This is a genomic window from Ensifer sp. ENS06 (genome assembly GCF_014852205.1).
GTDB classification, from domain to species: Bacteria; Pseudomonadota; Alphaproteobacteria; order Rhizobiales; family Rhizobiaceae; genus Ensifer; species Ensifer adhaerens.
The window spans coordinates 45189-66946 of the sequence record NZ_JACVBC010000013.1; the positions used below are offsets into that span (position 1 = coordinate 45189).

General features: G+C 62.3%; 19 protein-coding genes. 10 read left to right on the forward strand and 9 right to left on the reverse strand.

Features of this window, described 5'->3' with window-relative positions:
• Positions 1–36: 36 nt before the first annotated feature.
• Complete coding sequence (locus IB279_RS29705; protein WP_034796434.1) at positions 37–1356, reverse strand: extracellular solute-binding protein; 1320 nt, start codon at positions 1354–1356, stop codon at positions 37–39.
• A gap of 164 nt (positions 1357–1520) precedes the next feature.
• Here IB279_RS29705 and IB279_RS29710 point away from each other — a divergent pair, with 164 nt between their 5' ends.
• Both IB279_RS29710 and IB279_RS29715 read left to right on the forward strand, forming a co-directional pair.
• Positions 1521–2309 (forward strand): IclR family transcriptional regulator, encoded by a 789-nt coding sequence (locus tag IB279_RS29710; RefSeq protein WP_034796531.1) that lies wholly within the window; start codon positions 1521–1523, stop codon positions 2307–2309.
• A 76-nt stretch (positions 2310–2385) separates the two neighbouring features.
• Positions 2386–3222 carry an amidohydrolase gene (locus IB279_RS29715; RefSeq protein WP_060643830.1) on the forward strand — a complete coding sequence of 279 codons (837 nt, stop codon included), beginning with the start codon at positions 2386–2388 and terminating at the stop codon, positions 3220–3222.
• A 54-nt stretch (positions 3223–3276) separates the two neighbouring features.
• Here the strand turns inward: IB279_RS29715 and IB279_RS29720 are convergent, their stop codons facing one another.
• The 3 genes from IB279_RS29720 to IB279_RS29730 are packed head-to-tail and all read right to left on the reverse strand — an operon-like array spanning position 3277 to position 6129.
• Positions 3277–4413 carry an ABC transporter substrate-binding protein gene (locus IB279_RS29720; RefSeq protein WP_113188232.1) on the reverse strand — a complete coding sequence of 379 codons (1137 nt, stop codon included), beginning with the start codon at positions 4411–4413 and terminating at the stop codon, positions 3277–3279.
• Positions 4410–5570 (reverse strand): CaiB/BaiF CoA-transferase family protein, encoded by a 1161-nt coding sequence (locus tag IB279_RS29725; RefSeq protein WP_060603754.1) that lies wholly within the window; start codon positions 5568–5570, stop codon positions 4410–4412. The genes IB279_RS29720 and IB279_RS29725 overlap by 4 nt, the downstream gene beginning before the upstream one ends.
• Positions 5571–5577: 7 nt before the next feature.
• Positions 5578–6129, reverse strand: a complete 552-nt coding sequence (locus tag IB279_RS29730; RefSeq protein WP_034796442.1) for a MaoC family dehydratase — start codon at positions 6127–6129, stop codon at positions 5578–5580.
• 298 nt (positions 6130–6427) lie between these two features.
• Between IB279_RS29730 and IB279_RS29735 the strand changes: the two genes are divergently transcribed.
• The 3 genes from IB279_RS29735 (at position 6428) to IB279_RS29745 (ending at position 9815) form a co-directional block, all read left to right on the forward strand.
• Complete coding sequence (locus IB279_RS29735) at positions 6428–7408, forward strand: sugar-binding transcriptional regulator (RefSeq protein WP_034796445.1); 981 nt, start codon at positions 6428–6430, stop codon at positions 7406–7408.
• 57 nt (positions 7409–7465) lie between these two features.
• On the forward strand, positions 7466–9520 hold the full coding sequence (locus IB279_RS29740; RefSeq protein WP_192340406.1) for a bifunctional aldolase/short-chain dehydrogenase: 2055 nt from the start codon (positions 7466–7468) through the stop codon (positions 9518–9520).
• A gap of 70 nt (positions 9521–9590) precedes the next feature.
• Positions 9591–9815 carry a hypothetical protein gene (locus tag IB279_RS29745; RefSeq protein WP_034796449.1) on the forward strand — a complete coding sequence of 75 codons (225 nt, stop codon included), beginning with the start codon at positions 9591–9593 and terminating at the stop codon, positions 9813–9815.
• 57 nt (positions 9816–9872) lie between these two features.
• On the opposite strand, the gene IB279_RS29750 is transcribed toward IB279_RS29745, so the two are convergent.
• From IB279_RS29750 to IB279_RS29760, 3 genes are read right to left on the reverse strand one after another with little or no spacing between them, the layout of a single operon-like run.
• Complete coding sequence (locus IB279_RS29750; RefSeq protein WP_060517939.1) at positions 9873–10916, reverse strand: substrate-binding domain-containing protein; 1044 nt, start codon at positions 10914–10916, stop codon at positions 9873–9875.
• A 51-nt stretch (positions 10917–10967) separates the two neighbouring features.
• Entirely contained in the window at positions 10968–12017 is a 1050-nt protein-coding gene (locus IB279_RS29755; protein WP_051659349.1) for an ABC transporter permease, read from the reverse strand.
• Complete coding sequence (locus tag IB279_RS29760) at positions 12014–13531, reverse strand: sugar ABC transporter ATP-binding protein (protein WP_060580721.1); 1518 nt, start codon at positions 13529–13531, stop codon at positions 12014–12016. The genes IB279_RS29755 and IB279_RS29760 overlap by 4 nt, the downstream gene beginning before the upstream one ends.
• A gap of 147 nt (positions 13532–13678) precedes the next feature.
• Here IB279_RS29760 and mtnK point away from each other — a divergent pair, with 147 nt between their 5' ends.
• From mtnK to IB279_RS37455, 5 genes are read left to right on the forward strand one after another with little or no spacing between them, the layout of a single operon-like run.
• On the forward strand, positions 13679–14950 hold the full coding sequence (gene mtnK, locus IB279_RS29765; protein ID WP_113188253.1) for an S-methyl-5-thioribose kinase: 1272 nt from the start codon (positions 13679–13681) through the stop codon (positions 14948–14950).
• Positions 14947–16041, forward strand: coding sequence for an S-methyl-5-thioribose-1-phosphate isomerase (gene mtnA / locus IB279_RS29770; protein WP_034796457.1), 1095 nt, complete (start codon positions 14947–14949; stop codon positions 16039–16041). The genes mtnK and mtnA overlap by 4 nt, the downstream gene beginning before the upstream one ends.
• A 4-nt stretch (positions 16042–16045) precedes the next feature.
• Positions 16046–16981, forward strand: a complete 936-nt coding sequence (locus tag IB279_RS29775; protein WP_060517947.1) for a transketolase — start codon at positions 16046–16048, stop codon at positions 16979–16981.
• Positions 16982–16983: 2 nt separating this feature from the next.
• Positions 16984–17985 carry a transketolase family protein gene (locus IB279_RS29780; RefSeq protein WP_113188230.1) on the forward strand — a complete coding sequence of 334 codons (1002 nt, stop codon included), beginning with the start codon at positions 16984–16986 and terminating at the stop codon, positions 17983–17985.
• Complete coding sequence (locus tag IB279_RS37455) at positions 17985–19103, forward strand: RuBisCO large subunit C-terminal-like domain-containing protein (RefSeq protein ID WP_112985049.1); 1119 nt, start codon at positions 17985–17987, stop codon at positions 19101–19103. The genes IB279_RS29780 and IB279_RS37455 overlap by 1 nt, the downstream gene beginning before the upstream one ends.
• A 353-nt stretch (positions 19104–19456) precedes the next feature.
• Here the strand turns inward: IB279_RS37455 and IB279_RS29790 are convergent, their stop codons facing one another.
• Positions 19457–19759 carry an alkylphosphonate utilization protein gene (locus IB279_RS29790; protein ID WP_113188229.1) on the reverse strand — a complete coding sequence of 101 codons (303 nt, stop codon included), beginning with the start codon at positions 19757–19759 and terminating at the stop codon, positions 19457–19459.
• Positions 19760–20160: 401 nt separating this feature from the next.
• Positions 20161–21477: a diguanylate cyclase gene (locus IB279_RS29795; RefSeq protein WP_309142326.1), complete on the reverse strand. Its 1317-nt coding sequence runs from the start codon at positions 21475–21477 to the stop codon at positions 20161–20163.
• Between the last annotated feature and the right edge of the window lie 281 nt (positions 21478–21758).

Here is a 21758-nt window from a genome sequence, read left to right on the forward strand (position 1 = left end):
GCCTTCAAGGCATCGGCGCCGCCTCATGGGTAACGATCAGAGCTTGCCCGCGTCTTCGAGAATGCCGGTCGCTTTCTGAGCGGCGGCATCAAGCGCTTCCTTCGACGTCTTGTCGCCGAGGATGGCGGCCTGGAGTTCCGGATAGACGGCGTTGGAGATTTCGATCCACTCGGCCGTCTTCGGAACCGGGAAGGCATGCTTTGCGGCTTCCTGGAAAGCCTGCAGCACTTCCGTCTTGTAGGCGTCGCCCTCGGCTTGCTTGATGTTGTATTCCCAGACGGCAGTCCGGGTCGGCAACGGGCCGGCAGCCGATTCCAGCTTCTGGCTGTCCTCGTTGGTCAGCCACCAGACGAGCGAAGCGGCCGCTTCCTTGTTGGCGCAATCTTCGGTGACCGAGAAGCCATGATGGCCCGACCAGCCGGTGCGCTTGCCGGAAGAACCGGCCGGCTGCACCTTCACGCCGACATTGCCGGCGACCTTGGAGGACTTCGGGTCGTTGAAGAAGCTCGCCCAGCCAGGCCAGTCGAGGTTGAGGGCGATCGAACCCGAGGCAAAGCCCTGGCCGAGGTCGTCCCAAAGATAGTTGGTCGTGCCCGGCGGTACGGCCTTGTCCTTGTAGAGCTTGACGAACCAGTCAAGCGCATGGACACCGGCTTCCGAGTTGAAGGCCGGGCGCCCGTCCTTGTCGAGATATTCGCCACCTTCGGCGACCAGCATTTCATAGAAGCGACCGTTGATTGCCTCTTCCTTACCGGCAAACTGCGTGCCGTAGAAATTCGGCGGGGCGGCGAAGAACTCGGCCTGATCGCTGACCTGGGCCCAGGTGTCCGGCGGCGCGAGGTCGTAACCGTATTTCGCCTTGAAGGCGGTCTTCTTGGCTTCGTCCTGGTAGAGGCTCTTCTGGTAGTAGAGCGCCGACACGTCGAACTGGGCGCGCGGCAACATCACCAGCTTGCCGTCGAGCGTCGAAGCGTCGATCAGCGCCGGCACGAATTTGGCGATCTCCTCCGGCGGCAGGAGCGCCAGGAGATCAGTGTAGATGTCGGGGTATTGCGGCGCGAAGGAGGAATGGTTCGAGCCGACGCACCAGCTGACGCCGCCAGTCGCGATGTCCGACTTGATCTCCTTGTCGAGTTCGAAGTGGTTCTTCTTCGACAGGATGTTGACCTTGGCGCCGGTCGCCTTCTCCCATTCGCCGATCCGCTCGTAGAGCTTTTCGTATTGCTGTCCACCGATCAGCTTGGCGTCGATCGTGACGCCCTCGAACTTGCCGGGCAGTTCTGCGGCATTCGCCGCTCCCCCTGCACAGGCAAGCATAACGACGCCGGCGGAGACGCCGGCAAGCAGCCTTTTCATATCCACTTCTCCCATGTTCACGCCCTCTTCCTGACGCGACGTTCTCATTTGTGAGAAACTAATTCATATACAAACAACATTTTTATGAGGCGTCAAGGGAGAACTTTCCTTTGTGGGCGCCTTCGTCTGCGTATATGGATATGAATATTCACCAAGGAGGCTTCATGGACACCGAAGAGTCAGATCGCTACCGCGCACCGGCCCTTGATAAGGGGCTCGACATTCTCGAGCTGCTCGCCAGCGTCGACGGCGGACTGACGCAGGCCGAGATTTCCAAGCGCCTGAACCGGAGTCCGAACGAGTTCTACCGCATGCTCGATCGGCTGGTGCGGCGCGGCTATGTCACGCGCATCGACGGAGATCGCTATTCGCTGACATTGAAGCTCTTCGGGTTGTCGCAACTGCATGCGCCGGTCCGCAGGCTTGCCTCCTACGCCACGCCCTTGATGCGGGATCTGGCCCAGCGCTCGAAGCAGGCAAACCACCTCGCCGTCTTCGATCGCGGCTCCGCCGTCGTCATCGCCCAGCAGGAAGCGCCTGATTATTGGGGCATTTCGATCCGGGTCGGGTCGCATATCAGCCTCTTCGACACGGGTTCCGGCCATATCCTGCTTGCCTTCCGCTCGGCCGAAGAGCGCGAAATGATGATCGCGGAACATGCCAGGAGCAAAGACGAGGTCCCGCGCGGGCCTGAGTTCTACGCGCGCCTCGATCAGATCCGCGAGCGCGGCTATGAAATGATGGCGAGCGCGCAGACAGCCGGCGTCTATAACCTCTCGGCGCCGATCCTGGGGCCTGATGGCCGCGGCATCGCGGCGCTGACCGTTCCCTATATCGCGCTCGTCAACGCGCCCTCGGCGCCAGACATCACTGAAAGCATCGCCCTTTTGCTGAAAACCGCCGAGCAACTGTCGACGTTGGCCGGTTCGGACGTGGCCTCCACAACAGATTGACGGCGCTTGGGAACGGTCGTACTTCTTATCTGAATAGATCATTCTTATGTGAGAAGCCGTTCGGAGGAGGCGCGCCTTGATCATCGACACCCATCTTCACCTCATCGACAGGTCGAGGCTCGCCTATCCCTGGCTCGCCGGTGTGCCTGCCCTCAACCAGGACTTTCTCTACGCCACCTACGAGCGCGAAGCGCGGCGGCTCGGCATTACGGCCAGCCTGCACATGGAGGTCGATGTCGATCCTTTAGAGATGGAGAAGGAGACATCCGAGGTCGCGCGGCTCGCAGGCCAGGCGGATAGCCTGCTGAAGGGCGCTATTGCCGCCTGCCGACCTGAAGAGGATGGCTTTTCGGCCTATCTGGAACGCCAGGAAGCAAACGGCCTCGTCAAGGGCTTCCGCCGCGTGCTGCATGTGATGCCGGATGATCTCTCCGAAGGAGCGACTTTTCGCGACAATATCCGCCGGCTCGGCGGCCGTCGCTTCACCTTCGACCTCTGCGTCCTGCCGCACCAGATCGAAAAGGCGATTGCGCTTGCCGATCTGGCGCCCGACGTTCCGTTTATTCTCGACCATTGCGGCGTGCCCGACATTCGCGCCGGCGCCGAGCATCCCTGGCGCGAGCACATGAGCGAGATCGCCCAGCGTGCGAACGTCACGGCAAAAATCTCCGGCGTCGTCGCCTATGCGGACGAGGCCTGGCAGGTCGAGACGCTGCGCCCCTATGTCGAGCACACGATCGACGTCTTTGGTTGGGATCGGGTGGTCTGGGGAAGCGATTGGCCGGTCTGCACGCTCGGCGGCAATCTTTCGACCTGGGTCGGCGCCACCCACGCGCTTCTGGAAGGCTGCAGCGCGGAGGAAAAGCGCAAGCTGCTTGCCGACAACGCGCGCCGGATCTGGAATCTCGCCTAGCAAGCCCTGTCCTAAATCCGTTCCGGGACGCCTGAGCATCCCGGAACTCAGAAATCAGGCTGTAGCAAAACTCTCTGTAAACAGCCGATTGAGATCGTCGACGACCTTTCGCGCCGCCTCTTTGCCCGTGAGGCCGTCGTTGATGCGATCGGATGCCGCCTGCTGGAAGGCCATGTAGCCATCGTGACGTGGGCGAACCCAGGCGCTCTCCAGCGTCTTGCGCGTCGCACGATAGAAATCGGAGGTCGCGGCATTGACGGCGTCGTCATCCCAGGCGGCCGCGTGGCCGGGCTGCCCGCCTCCTGAGGCATAAGGACCGCGCTGGACGGCGCCGCTCGCAACGAAATAGGCGAAATCGATCGCCGCTTCGCGCGCCTGTGAGAAAGCCGAGACCGCAATCCCCGTTCCGCCGAGGGCCGAGCCTGCCGGACCATTGGTTCCGGCAACCGGAACATCGCCGAACGTCACGAGCGACGGCCGGAAGCCCGGCATCGCGTAGCTGACATAGCCGTAGATCAGAGGTGCACAGACAACTTTCGACGCCGGATCGCTCATTGCCTCCAGCAAGGCGATCGGGTCCATGGAAAAGCAGGAGGGATCGATCAGGTCTGTCAGTTCACGCAGGCGCTCGAAGGCGTTGATGCCCGCATCCGGATCGATCAGTGGCCCGGTAGCGTCACTGCGGCAGGGGGAACCGAGATTGCCGGCGAGCGTGTAGAAGCTCATCAGGGAATGCGGTGGGCGCATCGGCAGCGCCACCCTTCCCTGCCGCGCGAGCGCCAGCATGCCGGTCCAGCTTTCCATGCGGTCCGTCAGGTCCGGGCGCCACGCCTGGACCTGGGTCGCCGCATCGATCGGAAAGGCCCATTGCCGGCCCTGCCAGGTATAGCTCGGATAGGAGCGCCCGACGCTCGCATCCTCAAGCGCCTTCCTCTCGGCTTGGCGGCCTTCCACATCGAGCGGCGCCAGGCACTTCTCCTTGGTGATTTGGCCGACATGCGGATGATCTATGACGATAAGATCATAGGCCCGCGCCAATTCCTCGACCGGATAGGTCTCAAAATCCTGTAGCGAGCGCTTGTCCCATTCTACCGTTATGCCGGTGCGTTCCTGCCAAAGCCGCGAACAGGCGATCATCGGATCGTAGCCGCGCGGGTGGCTCCAGGTCATGCCTTTCAATGTGACGCTCACAGGCCGAACTCCTCTCGGATCGAGGTGCTATGCTCGCCGATCCGTGGTGCTGCGCGGTCCACCTGCGCACGCTTGCCGTTGACCCTGAGCGGCGAACGCGTCGTCAGGATCGAAACGTCGTCTTCGCGCACCACCGTCTGCAGCATGTCGAGCACGCGGAAGCCTTCGCTTTCGAGCAGTTCGTTCCAGTTTAGAACCCGGGCGCACCAGATGTCCGCAGGCTCAAGCACGCCAAGCCAATGGTCGATGGTGTTTTCGGCGATCCGCTTGGCGATCAGCGCCTTGATTTCGTCCCGTTCGGAGAACCAGGAAGCCGGATCGTCGCGATAGGCGTCGAGTTGTGGCATTTGCAGGAGATCGGCAAGCTTCGGGATGGGCGTCATGGCGATGGCGAGATAGCCGTCCTTGGCCGGATAGACCCCATAGGGCGCCGACAGATAGGCATGGGCGCTGCGAAAACCCGACCGGGTCGGCAGCCGGCGGCCGTCATTCAAGTGCGTCGTCAGCACTTCGAACTGGAAGTCGACGAGGGCCTCGAGCAAGCTCGTCTCGATCAGGCTGCCCTTGCCGGAAATGCCGCGACGGACGAGGGCTGCAAGGATACCTTGCGCTGCTGCGGCGCCCGCAAGCATGTCGCCGATCGCGAGACCAAAGGGCACCGGCCCTTGGCCCTCATCGCCGTTCAGCCACATGACGCCGGAGCGCGATTGCGCGAGCAGATCCTGCCCCGGCCGCTTCACCCAGGGGCCCTCCTCGCCATAGCCGCTGATCGAGGCATAAACGATCTTCGGGTTGATCGCCTTGACCGCCTCGTAGTCGAGCCCGAGCCGCTGGATGACGCCGGGACGGAAATTCTGAATCAGCACGTCGGCCTTGGCGAGCAACGTCTTCAAGGCTTTAAGATCGGCCTCGTTCTTGAGGTCGATCGCGAGGCTTTCCTTGGCGCGGTTGATGGCATGAAAGATCGTCGAATCGCCGCCGATCTCGGTGTCGCTCAGATAAAGCCGGCGCGACAGGTCGCCACCGTCGGGGCGCTCGATCTTGATGACGCGCGCCCCGAGATCCATGAGGCGCAAGGAGCAGTAGGGGCCTGAGAGAAACTGGCTCATGTCGACGACGACAAGGCCAGAGAGCGGCAGTTCGTTGGTTTCGGTCATCGGTATCTTACTTCTCGGTCTTGCCGACAAAGTCGGCGGGGTTCTTGTATTTCACGGTCTGCAGGTGCTCACAGTAGAGCACCAGCTCCCCCTCGCCCTTGAAGACCTGGTAGCTGGCCCGGATAAGCCCGAGCTCCCTGTAGCGGGGCGTTTTGTCCATGTTGGTACGGATCGTGTAGATCGTTTCGCCGATGAAGACCGGCTTGATGAAGCGCAGCTTGTCATAGCCGTAGGAAAAGGCGTTGACGCAGTTGGTGGCGACCAGCCCGAGGCCTGCGGAAAAGACGAAGGCGCCGGCAACGAGACGCCTGCCGAAGATGCCCTCGCGCTCGGCAAACATCTGATCCTGCACGTAAGGATGGATGTCGACGACGAGCGTATTGAAGAGGTGGCTGTCGCTCTCGGCGATCGTGCGACGCAAGGACCTTATACGCTGGCCGACTGGCCAGTCCTCATAGAACCAGTTTTCCGCGTTCCACACGGGAAGCGCGGCGTGCTCCTCCGGCATGTCCCCGGGACGGGTCGAGGACACCCCGACAGTGGGCATGAAGTCATCCATTGGTCAGTCCCTGATGCAATAGGTCGGCAACTGCGGGTCCGTTCGACGGTTCCCGAGGGCAATGCCGCTCGATCTCCATTCGGATCCTTATATGAATAGTATGTTCACATATGGATTCCGTTTGCAACCGGCTGTGGGCTGCAAGCGCGTTCGCGGCGAGAAGCGACGCCGTAAAGACCATCATTCAAATAGAGGTTCAGCTGCTGCAGCGCGCGCGAGGTGGCGACATTCGTCAACGACGTTGACTTTTGTCAGTATAGATGAAATATGTCAGATCCATCTTGCGAAGGTTCCGCCAATGCCCATCCGAGCCACAGACCAGATCATTCACAAGGCCGCCTGGCTCTATTATACGCACGGCCTGCGCCAGGACGAAGTGGCGCAGCGGCTGGAGATATCCCGCGCCTCGATCGCCATGTATCTGCGCAAGGCCCGCGAGATGGGCATCGTCACGATCACCACGTCGACAGAACTGTTTTCGCAGGACGTGCTTGCCCGCGAGCTCGAAGACGCCACCGGGCTTACGACTGCATGGCTCGTGCCGGAAGATCGGCAGGCGATGGACCCGGCCGCCGAAATGCCCGTCGTCGCGGCCTCCGTCTTTCTCGAACTGATCAACAAGGGCGACCGGATCGGTGTTGCCTGGGGCCGCACCGTCTATCATATCGCCGACGTCATGCCCTTTGCGGACCTGCGCGGCGTCACGGTCGTGCAACTTTGCGGCAACCTCGGCGCGCCCTATTCCTACCGCCCGGATCAATGCACGACGGAAATCGCCCGCCGCCTCAATGCCGAAGGGATTAATTTTTATGCGCCGCTCGTGCTTTCCTCCGAGCGGCTCGCCGAAGAACTGCGCGGCGAACCCGTCATCAAGGAGCAGCTCGCGACCATCTCCGACTGCGGTCTGGCGCTCTATTCGGTCGGCGGCATCGAGGATGACAGCCACCTCGTCAAATGCGGCGCGCTCTCGGCTGCAGACATGCATGCGATGGGCGAAAAGGGCGCGGCCGGCGTCATTGCCGGACAGCTCATCGATCGCGACGGCCAATGGATGGATTGCGAGCACAATCGCCGCTGCATTTCGGCCGATCTCGGCTCCATCCGCACGATCAAGAAGCGCATGCTGGTCGTGCAGGAGGACAGCAAGTTCGAACCGCTGATGGCGGCCTTGAAGGGCGGCTTCGCCTCGCATCTCGTCATCACCGAGTCGATGGCACGCAAAGTCCTCGATCGCTGGAACCGCGAAGGGCTTGGCAGAAGCGGCTCAGGCGCCCCCTGAGCCTCGAATTTGGGTCCGCCGATACCGGCCGGGCCGGTTTATCGGGAGGCTGAACTTATGGAAAATCTCTGGCGCGACGACGAGGCGGAGAAGGTCGTTGCGGGCTATCAGGCCAAGGGCACTGGCCGCGATCTGGCGCTGCGGACCTATACGACGCGACTGCTTGGCGGCGAGCCGCGGCTCGTGCTGCATGGCGGCGGCAACACCTCGGTGAAAACCGAAATCACAGACCTCGTCGGGGACACGCATGCCGTGCTCTGCGTCAAGGGCAGTGGCTGGGACATGGGCACGATCGAGCCCGCTGGCCTGCCAGCCGTCAAGATCGCCCCCCTGCTCAAGAGCCGCAAGCTCGAAAGGCTTTCGGACGAGGACATGGTGACGCTGTTGCGCGCCAACCTCATCGACCCGGCCTCGCCGAACCCGTCCGTGGAGGCGCTGCTGCACGCCTTCCTGCCACACAAGTTCGTCGACCACACCCATTCTACCGCCATTCTTGCCATCGCCGATCAGGCCAAGAGCCGGGAGATGTGCGCCGAGCTTTTCGGCAGGAAGATGGGCTTCGTGCCCTACATCATGCCGGGCTTCGCGCTGGCGAAGGCTGCGGCGGACGTGTTCGATCAGGATCCGACAGTCGAGGGGCTGATCCTCGACAAGCACGGAATCTTCACCTTCGCCGACACGGCGAAGGAAGCCTATGATCGGATGATCCGCTATGTCACGCTCGCCGAAGAGCATGTGAAAGCGAAGGGGCACAATCCGTTTACGCCCGCCGCCCTGCCCGCAGCGCTTGCAAGCCCTGCCGATATCGCGCCAATGCTGCGCGGCGCCGTTGCCGTCGACAAGGGCGAAGGCCGTTTTGACCGCATGGTCAGTGTGTTCCGCACCTCGCCCGATATCCTCGACTTCGTCAATGCGCAGCAGGTTGAGGAGATGGCAGCCAGGGGCGTTTCGACGCCCGATCTTTCCATCCGCATCAAGACCGGCCCGTTGGTGCTTCCGGCGCCGGCTAAAGATGATCTCTCGGGCTACCGGGCCGTGATCGACGCGCGGGTCACCGCCTTTGCCGCCGACTACACCGGGTATTTCCACAGCAACGACGCACGAGACGACGTCAAGCGCATCATGCTCGATCCCATGCCGCGCCTGACGCTGGTGCCCGGGCTCGGCATGTTCGGCCATGGCCGCACCTACAAGGACGCGACGATCGCCGTCGATGTCGGCGAGATGTGGATCGAAGCTGCGCGCGACGCAGAATCCGTTGGCCGCTTCGAGCCGGTCAGCCGGCCGGATCTCTTCGATCTCGAATACTGGTCGCTGGAACAGGCGAAACTCGCAGGCGCCAAGCCGAAGCCGTTTACCGGCCAGGTCGCGCTCGTCACCGGCGGCGCCGGCGCCATCGGCGCTGCCATCGTCAAGGCTTTCGTCGCCGAGGGCGCCCATGCCGTCGTGCTCGATCTCGATGGCGACAAAGCAAGCGCAGTGGCGAAGGCGGCCGGCAACAACTCGATTGGCATCGCCTGCGACATCACCGATCCCGCTTCGGTGCGCGCCGCCTTCGACCGGGTGGTCGCGACCTTCGGCGGCGTCGATATCGTCGTCTCCAATGCGGGCGCCGCCTGGGAAAGCCCGATTGCGACGATGGACGACGCCCTGCTGCGCCGTAGCTTCGAGCTGAATTTCTTCGCGCATCAGACGGTTGCGCAGAATGCCGTTCGCATCATGAAGGAACAGAAGACCGGCGGCGTGCTGCTCTTCAACGCCTCCAAGCAGGCAGTCAACCCGGGCGCGAAGTTCGGCGCCTACGGATTGCCGAAAGCGGCGACGCTGTTTCTGTCGCGGCAATATGCGCTTGAGCATGGTGCCGACCATATCCGCGTCAATGCCGTCAACGCCGATCGCATCCGCTCGGGCCTGCTCAACGACGAGATGATCGCCAATCGTGCAGCCGCCCGCGGCCTTTCGGTCAAGGACTACATGGGCGGAAACCTGCTCGGTCTCGAAGTGACGGCCGAGGACGTAGCGCGCGCCTTCGTGCACCACGCGCTCGCAGAACGAACCACCGCGGATGTGACGACTGTGGATGGCGGCAACATCGCAGCGGCGATGCGCTGAGCGCTTCCGTCTAAGCTTAAAAACGTGCCACACCGCAGTCTCCCGCCAGAGTTGTTCGGATGGAGACGAAATGGTCGATCGATGGCCCGCAGATGCCGCGTTTCAAATGGGTGACTATGCCGCCAAGAAAGGCCGCGCCTCATGGCGCGGCAAGATCGTCGGCTGGTATCGCACAGACCTGACCAGCCTCGGCTACGCGATCGAAAGCCATTTCGAGCCGGGCTCCGTGCAGATCTATCCCGAGACGGCGATCGAAGCCTGGGTGCCGCCAAAGGCGGAAAGCGAATTAGAGTAGTCAGGACAAAAAAAGGGGCGGTCTGATCGACCGCCCCTTTCGTTTCGCCTTGGGAGATTAAGGCTTCGGCATCCATGCGGGCATGGCAACATCTGCATGGGCGAACTGCGGCAGCTTCACGCCGAGCTCTTCCATGTTCTTGATGTCCTGATCGTTCAGGTCCTTCTGGGTGATCAGCGTCGGCGGTACGACCACCTGGCGGCCCGGGTCTTCGCCGGCAAGCAGCATGGCGAGCGAGCGGACCGAGACCTGGCCGACGACGGCGGGGTTGGTGGCGGCCGTCGCCGTCCAGGCCGAGCCCGTTTCGCGCATGGCGGCGATGTCGGACGTCGAAATGTCGGCCGAGTAGATCTTGACGCTGGAAGACAGGCCCGCTTCGTCGACGGCGATCTTCACGCCCTTGGCGAACTCGTCATAGGGCGCGAACATCACGGTGATGTCGGGCTTGGCCGAAATCACCGCGCGGGCCTGGTTGGCTACCGAGTTGGCGATCGGGTTGTCCATCGTTCCGAATTGCGCGGCTTCCTCGATGCCGGAATACTTCGCCTTGAATTCCTTCCAGGTCTCGTCGCGGCGGTCGAGCGGCGCGATGCCGGCGACATAGACGTAGCCTGCCTTGAAGCTTTCGCCATTGTCCTTAACGGCCTGCTCGAGCGCGAGGCGGGCGAGGTCGCGGTCGGACTGCTCGATCTGCGGGATCTTCTCGTTCTCGACGTTTACGTCGAAGGCGACGACCTTGATGCCGGCGTCAACCGCGCGCTGGGCAGCTTCCTTCATCGATTCGGTCAGGCCGTGCTGGATGATGATGCCCTGCACGCCAAGCGCGATCGCCTGGTCGACCATGTCGGCCTGGAGCGCTGCATCCTGGCGGCTGTCGAAGACCTGAAGCTGCACGCCGAGCGCCTTGGACTGCGCCTCGACGCCTGCGAGATAGGACTGGAAGAAGTCGCCGGTCGAAAGGTAGCGCACAAGCGCGATCTTGACATCGCCGGCCTTGTCGAACGGCTTTGGCATGTCGGCTGCAAAGGACGGCACGCCGAAGGCGGCTGCCCCCATCAACCCAAGCGTCAAGCGGCCCAGGCTTCTGCGAGTCATGTTCATGTCAGTCTCCTCCACTGGTGAACTTTTTGTTTTCCGCTGAAGGGCACCCCTTCAGCGTTTGCCTCTTTTCGAGAGCGCAAAGGTGAAGATCAGGGCAGCGACGAGCACGGCGCCCTTGATGAAATCCTGGGTGTAATAGGGCGCGTTCATCATCGTCAGGCCCTGCAGCAGGATGCCGACGAAGAGCGCGCCGATCGCCGTGCCGAAAGCGTTCGGCTTGGCGGCGCCGAGCACGGCAAAACCGATCAGCGCTGCGGCAACCGCATCGAGCAGCAGGTTGTTGCCCGACGCGATGTCTCCGCGACCAAGACGGGCGGCAAGCAGGATGCCGCCGATCGAGGCGAAGACGCCGGAAATGATATAGGCCGAAATCTTGTAGGCATTGACCGGCGCACCGGCGAGGCCGGCTGCCCGCTCGTTGGAGCCGACGGCATACATCATGCGGCCGAAGCGGGTGTATTCGAGGAAGAACCAGATGACGATCGCCAGCACGATCAACACCACGACCGAAACCGGCACGAGGTTGGGCAGGACGAAATCGAAGCGGTGGCGGCCGAGTGCCAGGAAGGCCGGGCTGAAAGTGCCGCCGGCGACCGAGCCGTCGGGAAGCGTCATGCCTGTGGCAATCGACCGACCCTCCGTCGGGATGCGCTGGAGGCCGAGCAAGAGGAACATCATGCCGAGTGTCGCCAGCAGATCAGGCACGCGCATGTAGACGATAATGACGCCGTTGACGAAACCGACCAGGACACCGATGGCAAGGCACACGAGCGTCGCCGTCAGTGCGTCGCCGCCCATCACCACCATCACATAGGACGAGGCCATCATCGCCGTCGTCGCGACCGAGCCGATCGAAAGATCGAAGCCGCCGACGACAAGCGTGGCTGTCACGCCCAGCGCCAGGATGCCGGTAATCGACACCGACTGCAGGATGAAGACCGCACTCTGCGGTGAGGCGAAGCCGCCGGTCACGAGCGAGAAATAGAGGACCATCCCGGCGAGCAGCACGAGGAAGCCGTATTTGATGGCCGCCTCGCGAATTCCCGATGCGCTCGACGGGACCGCAACCGGTGCTGCGGAATTGCTCTGTTCACTGCTCATGACGCATGGACCTGTTGATAGAATTGACCGGCGATTTCCGACAGGAGCCGCTCGACATCGATGTCGGCATTGCGGTGCTCGCCGACGATGGTCTGTTCCGACATCACGAGGATGCGGTCGGCGACTTCGAAGGCTTCGTCGAGTTCGGTCACGAAGAGGATCGTGGCGCGGCCCGCGGCCGAGGCGCGCAGCTTCTCGCCGATGTCGCGGCGTGCGGCGATGTCGACGCCCTGGAACGGTTCGTCGAGGATGAGCAGGCGCGACGGCTCGGAAAGCCAGCGCCCGACCATCACCTTCTGTTGGTTCCCGCCCGAAAGCGTCTGCAACTCGTCGCGCTCGCTGCGGCAGACGACACCGAGGGCGGCGATCTGCTGGCGTGCCTTGGTCTTTTCCGCCCGCCGGCTCGATATGCCGAAGCGCGAGAGCCGGCTCAGGAACGGCAGGCTGATATTTTCGTAGATGTTGAAGTCGGGCACGATGCCGCTTTCGGCGCGGTCCTTGGCGACGAGGAAGACGCCGCGGGCGATAGCCCTTCCGGTGCTTGCCGGCGCGTAACGCGCGCCGTCGAGCGTCATCTCACCGGCAAACGGAGCGCGCGCGCCAAACAGAGTTTCGGCAAGCGCGGTCTTGCCGACGCCGACGAGCCCGGTGACGGCGACGATTTCCCCGTCACGGAGCGTGAAATCGAAGGGGCGCGCCTGTTCCGACAACTTCAGGCCGCTGACCGCAAAGACCGGAGCGCCGCCGTTGCGCAGATCAACGGCGCCAGCCAAGACCTTGCGACCGAGCATGGCGTTGACCGCACCCTCATAGTCCAGTTCCGGCCCTTCGAAGCGGCCACTGATGCGGCCATCACGCAGCGCCACGATGCTATCGGCCAGCCGGCGAATATCCGACATGCGATGCGAGATATAGAGAATGGCGACGCCGCGCGCCTTCAGCCGATCGACGAGATCGAAAAGCCGGTCGGCCTCCGCGCTCGACAGCGACGAGGTCGGTTCGTCAAGGATCAGCACCTTCGGCTCATGCGCCATGGCACGGGCGATCGCCACCATCTGCCGGTCGGCAAGCGTCAGGTCGTTGATATTGGCGGCAAGATCGATCGCAAGCCCCATGCGCGAGGCGACCGCGGCGGCCTCTCGGCGCACCCGACGCGGGTTGAAGAACAGCCGCGCACCGCGCCCGTTCAAGCGGTCGAGCGTTAGATTGGTGGCGACGTCGAGATCGGCGACCACCCCGTCATTGATGTTCTGATGCACGGTAACAACGCCGGCGCGGATCGCCTCGGCCGGGGCCGTCGGCTCGAAGGGCATGCCGGCGAGCGTGATCGTGCCGGCGTCGCGCGTGTAAACGCCGCTCAGGATCCGCACGAGCGTGGATTTGCCGGCGCCATTGGCGCCCATCAGAACGGTAACCGCCCCAGCCTTGAGATCGAGATCCACCCCTCGAAGAACCGGTACCGGCCCGAAGGATTTGCGCACGCCCTCAATGCGAAACACTGCCTGTTCGCTCATTCTCTCCTCCCGATGAAGGCAGGTTAGGATAGGCTTCCGTCAAATGTCAAGGCCATTGACATTTGCTAGAATGCCGCCTTAGTTGTGACCACACACGGCATGGCTGCGAGCGGTGGAGGCCCGCGCAATGCGTTGGAGGAGAACGATATGGACAAGCAGGTCTTCGAGGCGCTGAGCGCTGCGACGTTGCCGGAAAAACTCGGCGGCAACACCGTCCTGAGAGAAAAAATCGGGCCGGACTTTTCGCGCTGGAGCGTTAAGGAAGTCGGCGACGGCAACCTCAATCTGGTCTTTATCGTCTCCGGCGACAGGGGCGCTGCCATCGTCAAGCAGGCGCTGCCCTATGTGCGCCTTGTCGGCGAAAGCTGGCCGCTGCCGCTGAAGCGTTCCTATTTCGAATATCATGCCCTGAAGCGCCAGGCAGCGCGTGACCCCGGTCTGGTGCCGGAGATCTATTTCTTCGACGAATCCCAGGCGCTCATCGTCATGGAATTCCTGACGCCGCACGTCATTTTGAGGCGCGCGCTGATCGACGGGCGGCAGCCTCCCAGAATCGGGCGTGACCTCGGCCTCTTCGTCGCCCGCACGCTCTTTCGCGGCTCCGACCTCTCCATGGCCACGCGCGAGAAGAAGACAGACCTTGCGCTTTTCGCCGACAATATCGAGCTTTGCGACATCACCGAAAACCTGGTGTTTTCCGATCCCTATTTCGAGGCCGATCTCAATCGTCACACCACGCCCCAGCTCGATCCGATCGTGGCCGAGCTTCGCGCAGACCGCGACCTCAAGGTCGAAGCACAGCGGCTGAAACATCTGTTCTCGGCAAAAGCCGAAACGCTCTGCCATGGCGATCTGCATACCGGTTCTGTTATGGTGACCGACGACGAGACCCGCGTCATCGACCCGGAGTTCGCGTTCTACGGACCGATCAGCTTCGACGTCGGCATGCTGCTTGCCAATTTCTGGATGAGCTATTTTTCGCAGAGCGGACACGAAAACGCGCCCAGTGCCCGAGATGGCATGCGCACCTATCTGCTCGATACGGTCGAAGTCATCTGGGAAACCTTCCGCACCGAATTCGCCCATCTCTGGCGCACGGAGCGTAACGGCATTCTCTACCAGGCAAGCCTCTTTGAGGCGCGCAACGATCCGTTCGGCGCCGAACAGGCGCTCGATATCGTCATCGACGAGATCTGGCGCGAGATGTTGGGCTTTGCCGGCGTCGAGATGCACCGCCGCATCCTGGGGCTCGCCCACAACGCCGACTTCGAAACCATTGTCGACCCCGATCGCCGTGCTGCCTGCGAAACCAGGGCGCTGAAGCTCGGGCGTCACCTCGCCGTCAACCGGCATCATATCCACAGCCTCAAGGACATCCGCGCACTCGCGGAGCGCCTTCAGAAGGAGACATCAGCGTGAAAGTCGGAGAACGCCACTACCATACGATCTGGCTCAACGAGGACGGACGCTCCGTCGATATCATCGACCAACGCTGGTTGCCACACGAGTTCCGCGTCGTGACGCTGAAAACGGTCGCCGATGTCGCCGTCGCCATCCGCGACATGTGGGTGCGCGGCGCACCGCTGATCGGCGTCACGGCCGCCTACGGTGTTGCGATTGCGATGGCCAAGGACCCGTCGAACGCCCATCTCGACGCCGTCTGGGAGGAACTCAACGAAACACGCCCGACCGCCATCAATCTGCGCTGGGCGCTGAACGCCATGCGCGACCATCTGCGCCCCTTGCCGGAAGGCGGGCGTGCCAAGGCGGCCTATGATCGTGCCGCCGAGATCGCGGCCGAAGATGTCGAACTCAATCGCGCCATTGGCGCAAACGGCCTGAAGGTCATCCGCGAGATTGCTGCGAAGAAGGCGCCGGGTGAACCCGTGCGCATCCTCACCCATTGCAACGCCGGCTGGCTTGCGACCGTCGACTATGGCACTGCGACTGCACCCATCTACATGGCTGTCGAGGAAGGCATTCCGGTGCATGTCTATGTCGACGAAACACGCCCGCGCAATCAGGGCGCCTATCTCACCGCCTGGGAAATGAACGGCCACGGTGTGCCGCACACGCTGATCGTCGACAATGCCGGCGGGCACCTGATGCAGCACGGCGATGTGGATATGGTCATTGTCGGCACGGACCGGACGACGGCCAATGGCGATGTCTGCAACAAGATCGGCACCTATCTGAAGGCGCTAGCTGCGCGCGACAATGGCGTCCCCTTCTATGTCGCCCTTCCCTCGCCGACGATCGACTGGACGGTCCGCGACGGGATCAAGGAAATCCCGATCGAGGAGCGAACCGCCGACGAGGTGAGCTTCGTCCAGGGGCGCGCCAGCGACGGCTCGATTGCCAGCGTGCGCATTTCGCCGGAGGGCAGCCCTGCCGCCAATCCGGCCTTCGACGTCACGCCCGCCCGACTCATCACCGGCCTGATCACCGAGCGCGGCATCGCAACACCATCGCCCGAAGGCCTCAAGGCGCTTTTCCCAGAACGGAGCTGAGACGATGACACTCACGAACCGGGTTTCAACGGAAGAGATCGCGCTCGGCATCCGCCGACGGGTGTTCTTCCACACGATGAAGAACAATGGCGGTTACCTCAGCCAGGCCTGCTCGGCTGCCGAAAGCCTTGCGCTGCTCTATAACGAGCTTCTGACGCTCGGCGAGCCGACGTTGCCGAAGGTGCCGCTGCCGTTTCGCGGTGTTCCTTCGGCGCACAATCCGGACGCCTTTACCGGCGCCGGCTATCACGGACCGGTTGGGCCGGCGTTCGACCGTTTCTTCATCTCGCCCGCCCACTATGCGCTCGTCATCTATTCGGCGCTGATCGAGATGGGGCGCATGGACGAGCACGCGCTCGATCACTTCAACAAGGACGGCGGTTCGGTCGAGATGATCGGCGCCGAGCACAGCCCCGGCATGGAAGTGACCACGGGCTCGCTGGCGCAGGGTCTCTCCATGGCCTCGGGCGTCGCCTGGGCGCGGCTGCAGAAGAAGGAGCCGGGCAAGGTCTGGGTCTACATGTCGGACGGCGAGTTCCAGGAAGGCCAGACCTGGGAATGCCTTTCCGCGATGAGCTACCACGGCATCGACAACATCCGCGTCGTCGTCGACGTGAACCGCCAGCAATGCGACGGCGCCATGTCGTCGGTGCTCGACCTTGGCAATCTCGCCGCCCGGGTAAGCGCCTTCGGCGTCACCTGCCGGTCGGTCGACGGCCACGACCTGGAAGCGCTCAGGGCTGCGGCCGGAAGCGCCGAGCCCGGCAAGCCGCTGGTCATCCTCGCCAACACCTCGCCCTACCAGGGCATGGAGTTCCTCAAAAAGCGTTTCCCGCGACTTCATTACGTTCGCTTCAAGAGCGCGGAAGAACGGCTTGAAATGCAGGCCGCACTTGCGGCCGAACTCGGCGTCGACGTCGAAGCTATGAAAGGGGCCTGAACATGGTCGAGATCGTCAATCGTCCCTACGCCAAGGCATTCGAGACCTTCGCGACCGCGCGACCCGAAGTCCTCTGCCTTTCCGCCGACCTGACCTCGTCCTGCGAGGTCGACGGCTTCCGCGACCGGCATCCGCAGCAGTTCCTCTCGCTCGGCATGGCCGAGCAGAATATGTTGTCCTTTGCCGGCGGGCTGGCGATGGAAGGCTACCGGCCGTTCATTCACACCTTCTCGGTCTTCCTCTATCGCCGCCCCTATGATCAGTTGATCAACTCCATCGCCTATTCCAATCGCAAGGTGCGACTGATGGGCTTCCTGCCCGGTATCACCACGCCCGGCGGCATCACCCACCAGGCGATCGAGGACATTGCCGTTCTGCGCGCTGTACCGAACATGACGATCCTCGAGACCGGTGACGCGACCGAGGTGGAGACCGTACTCGAAGTGGCCGACAGCATCGATGGCCCCGTCTATGTGCGCGTGCTTCGCGGCGAGGTCCCGCGTCTCTTCTCCACGCCTTTCGCGTTCAACAAGCTGCGGGTTCTGTCCGAGGGCGACGACATTCTCGTCGTTTCCTCAGGCGTCTGCACCGAGGAAGCACTGCGCGCCACCCAACCGCTTCAGGCACGCGGCATCGGCATCACCCATCTGCACGCCTCGACCCTGAAACCCTTCGATCGCGAAGGCCTTTTGAAGGCCGCGCGGGGCAAGAAGGGGATCGTCACGCTGGAAAACCACACCATCGTCGGTGGCCTCGGCTCGCTCGTTGCGGAAATTCTGGCCGAAGAAGGTCTTGGCATCCGCCTGAAGCGGCTGGGCCTCAATGACACCTTCGCCCATGGTGCGTCGAAGCCCTACCTCATGAAAAAGTATGGCCTCGACGCCGGCGCGCTCGTTGGCGCCATCAGCGAGTTGGTCGGCAAGCCGCTGGAGATCGGCGAGGACGAATTGATGGAGGTCCGCATCGACCACGTGCATTCGGCTCAGAAGGCGGAGGCGCTCTAGTGGCTCCGCGTTTCACCGTCACCTACTACGTGCAGGCCGCTGACGCCGACGAGGCTAAGGCGCGCGCACTCGATATCGCTCTGGAGCAGACCGTCGAAATTCCGCGCAGCGCCGTTCCCAAGGGCTACGTCGAGGATGAAATCCTCGGCAAGCTGGAAGACCTGAAGCCGGATCCGGTCGGCCGGCCGGGTTTTCTCGCCTCGATCTCCTATTCCGACGACGATGTCGGCGGCGACTTTCTGCAGCTCTTGAACGTCATCTTCGGCAACAGCTCCATCAAGCCCGGCCTGAAGGTCGAGGATATCGGTCTTTCGCCGGGTATCCTTGGGCTTTGCACAGGACCCCGCCACGGCATTGCCGGGCTTCGCGCCCGCGCCGGCGTGGGCGAAAGCCCTCTGTTGATGTCGGCGATCAAGCCCGTCGGGCTTTCGACATCCGAACTTGCGAGCCGCGCCCATGATTTCGCGCTTGGCGGCATGCACTTCGTCAAGGACGACCATGGTCTCGTCGATCAGGTGACGTCGCCTTTTGCCGAACGCTTGAAGGCCTGCATCGAGGCCGTCGGCGAGGCCAATGCCAAAACCGGCAGCAGGACAAGCTTCGTGCCGAATGTCACCGGGCCGGCTTCGGCCGTGCTTGACCGGGCGAAGGAAGCGCAGGCCGCCGGTGCGGGCGCCGTGATGCTGGCCCCGGCATTGACCGGCTATGATGTCGTGCGCACACTTGCGGCCGATCCCGACTTCAGCTTGCCGATCGTTTCGCACCCGGCCTTCTCCGGCGCAAATGTGGTTTCTGCCGATTGCGGCTTCTCGCACCGTTCGTTCTTCGGCACGCTCCATCGCCTGATGGGCGCGGATGCGGTGATCTACCCGAACTTCGGAGGCCGCTTCGGTTTCACGCGAGAGGAATGCCTGTCGATTGCTCGGGCCTGCGCGGCCGACATGAGCGGGCCGAAGGCGATCGTCGCTGCACCCGGTGGCGGCATGACCTTCGAGCGCGTTCCCGAGATGCGTGAGGCCTACGGCAACGACGTCATGTATCTGATCGGCGGCGCCCTGCTTCAGCAACCGAACCTCGTGGACGCCTGCCGCCGCCTGGTCGCCGCGGTCCATAGCTAGACGCACTCGCCATGGGTCGAGCCGGAAGGGTCGAGCCGGGATGGTGCAGCCCTCGTATTCCCGTAGGCGAAAGGGCGGCCCTCCCGTTGCGCGACAAGAGAAGCAGCTAGCGGATGGCCGCAGCCTGGGACCAGGCTGCCATCCAGCGCGACTGCGAGCTCATGGGCCGCAATCCGCTTAGTCGCGCTCCGTTGTCGCTATGCGTTGGAAGTGCGAGTCGGCATTACAACGGCCGAGAACGCCGACCAAACCGCTGGGCTAAGCGGCGACAACTCCTCGGCCCTCAAGCTGAGCGCTTCCGAAGACGTCGGCGCCGCTTCAGGACTGCCGATCACCTGTTACGCTTCGAACGTCTAGCGTTTGCGAACAAACTCAGTGCGTAGAACAAGACCTTTGATCGCCTCATGGCGGCAATCGATTTCTTCAGGATTATCAGTTAGCCGGATCGACTTGATCACCGTTCCCTGCTTCAGCGTTTGCCCGGCACCCTTCACCTTGAGATCCTTGATCAAAACGACTGAGTCGCCATCTGCAAGCGCGGTCCCTGACGCATCGCGAACCTCGGCGGCTCTTGCTTTCTCGGCAGCAAGTTCGGAGGCTGGCCGCCACTCACCCGTTACATCGTCGTACACGTAGTCGTCGTTCTGGTCGCTCATGGTCTGCCTTGCATGGTTTTTTCGGATCTTGCAGTGGTCGCGGCCGCGATCGCTGCAATAGGGGTGCACCCCTACCTTCTCTGCGGTGCTGACGCAAATGTCACGGCTCGTCCTTCGGTTTTGCTGCGGTCTAAAACGTCGGTCGTCCGCTATAAGGCCGCATTTGCGCCGCGTGGGGGCCGGCATCCGTCGCCGCGCGCGGAGCGGACCCGCTTGCCTTTCGCAGGGCACTGCCTCGTATGCCCGTAGATCGTCTCCGCTTGTCCGGCCGAGCGCGAACATTGAAGCGGCCGTCTTCCGCCGGTTCGGCACTGGGCCGGAACCACTTCGGCCCGAAAGAAAGAGACATGGCCAAGCCCGCAACCAACCTCCGCCCCCGTTCATTCAGCACTGTGAGTGCTCTAGTTGGCGAAGGCCTGTTCTTTCACAAAGATTTCCAGATCCGTCTCTGCCTTGATGGTGCTCCGAGTTCGATTTCGGCCCGCACTCTTTGCTTCGTAGAGGAGCTTGTCGGCCCGTTCATAGAGTTTCTCAAAACCTTCATCGCCGAAGGTATCCGCCACTCCCATGCTGGCGGTTACAGGTCGCTCGAGACCCGGAACGGTACTGGCGACAATTCCCGGAATTGCCTGTCGCCGGCGTTCGGCCAGGGTGGCGGCATCATTGCCGCGCAAGAGAAGTACAAATTCTTCACCGCCAAGACGGTATGCCCGCACGTCCGGCCCTGTCTGGAAAGCATTGGCTACAGCTTTGAGCACGGCATCTCCAACGGCATGTCCGTTTACGTCATTGATTGACTTGAAATGATCAAGGTCAATGACCGCCAATGTTGCAAAGCCATCAGCTCGAAGTTGCGCGAACTGTCCCTCAATAGCTCGACGATTGAGCAATCCCGTCAATGGGTCCGTTTCGGAAAGCCGTTCAAGCAGATCGGCTTCGATGCGTGCGCGATCTCGCTCCCGCTTCATGGTCACGAAGCGATCAGCTACGCCGAGCGTGGTGAAGAGGGCTTCGAATAGACAGCCAGCATAAAACGCGAGCGTGGCGTCGATACTTTCGAACCAGGGTACGACGCCCGTCACCAGACGGATCAATCCGACCGCGATCATTGGCGTGTATCCGACTGCCTGAAATTTTGCCGCACGACTCCCGCGGCGCAATGCGTCGATCATCGACAGTATGAAAATGATGAGGATCGGTGCAAACGCAGCCGTGTACGCGGTCGATTGTATTGGCCGCGCAACGAACGGGAATGCCGCGTGAAACGCACTCAGGAACAATGCCGATGCCGCACAATAGGGTAGCAGACGCCGTAGTGCAGGATGCATCAGTCCAGGTTCGATGAAGCTGTACGTAAACATCGCTCCTGATGCGACCGTCATCCCGAAGAGCAAGGTGGTCATCCAGCTCAAAGTCATGGCTGGCGGGTCGAAAAATACGACTGACAAAGTTGATGAGGTCATAATGGTCATCAGCAACGACAGCGTCAAAGCCGAGTGCCAGAGAACAAAAGGTTCGCGCAGGATCCGATAGAACGCCGCATTGAAGATCAGAAGCATGGCGAGCATGCCAGCTAGGCCTGCGACGAACGTCAGGAGTTGCATATCGTCGATGCTATCGACTGCGACATCCACTGGTGCCAGATATGCTCGCTCCAGTGTCATCCGATGGCTAGGCAAATCGATTGCGACGACGACTTGCCGCGTCGCATCTGTCACTACAGGCAGGGGAGCCTAGAAATACCCACCGGCCATTGAGCTGGGCAACGCTGCTGCAGAAACGGAGGCTTGCCGCACCGCGCCGTCCTGGTCGATTGCAAGGAGATGCACCGCCTCAAGTGCGCTCCGCCTGGAGAGAAAGTATCGAGGAGGGCTATCGCCCGGCCTGAGATCGAAGCGAAGCAGCACTCGCTCGGAATCAATCGAGAATTTCCGGTCATCACAGGACCACCGCTCGGCTGCCAAAGCTATGGTGATCACGTTCTCTGAGATGCGGCCGG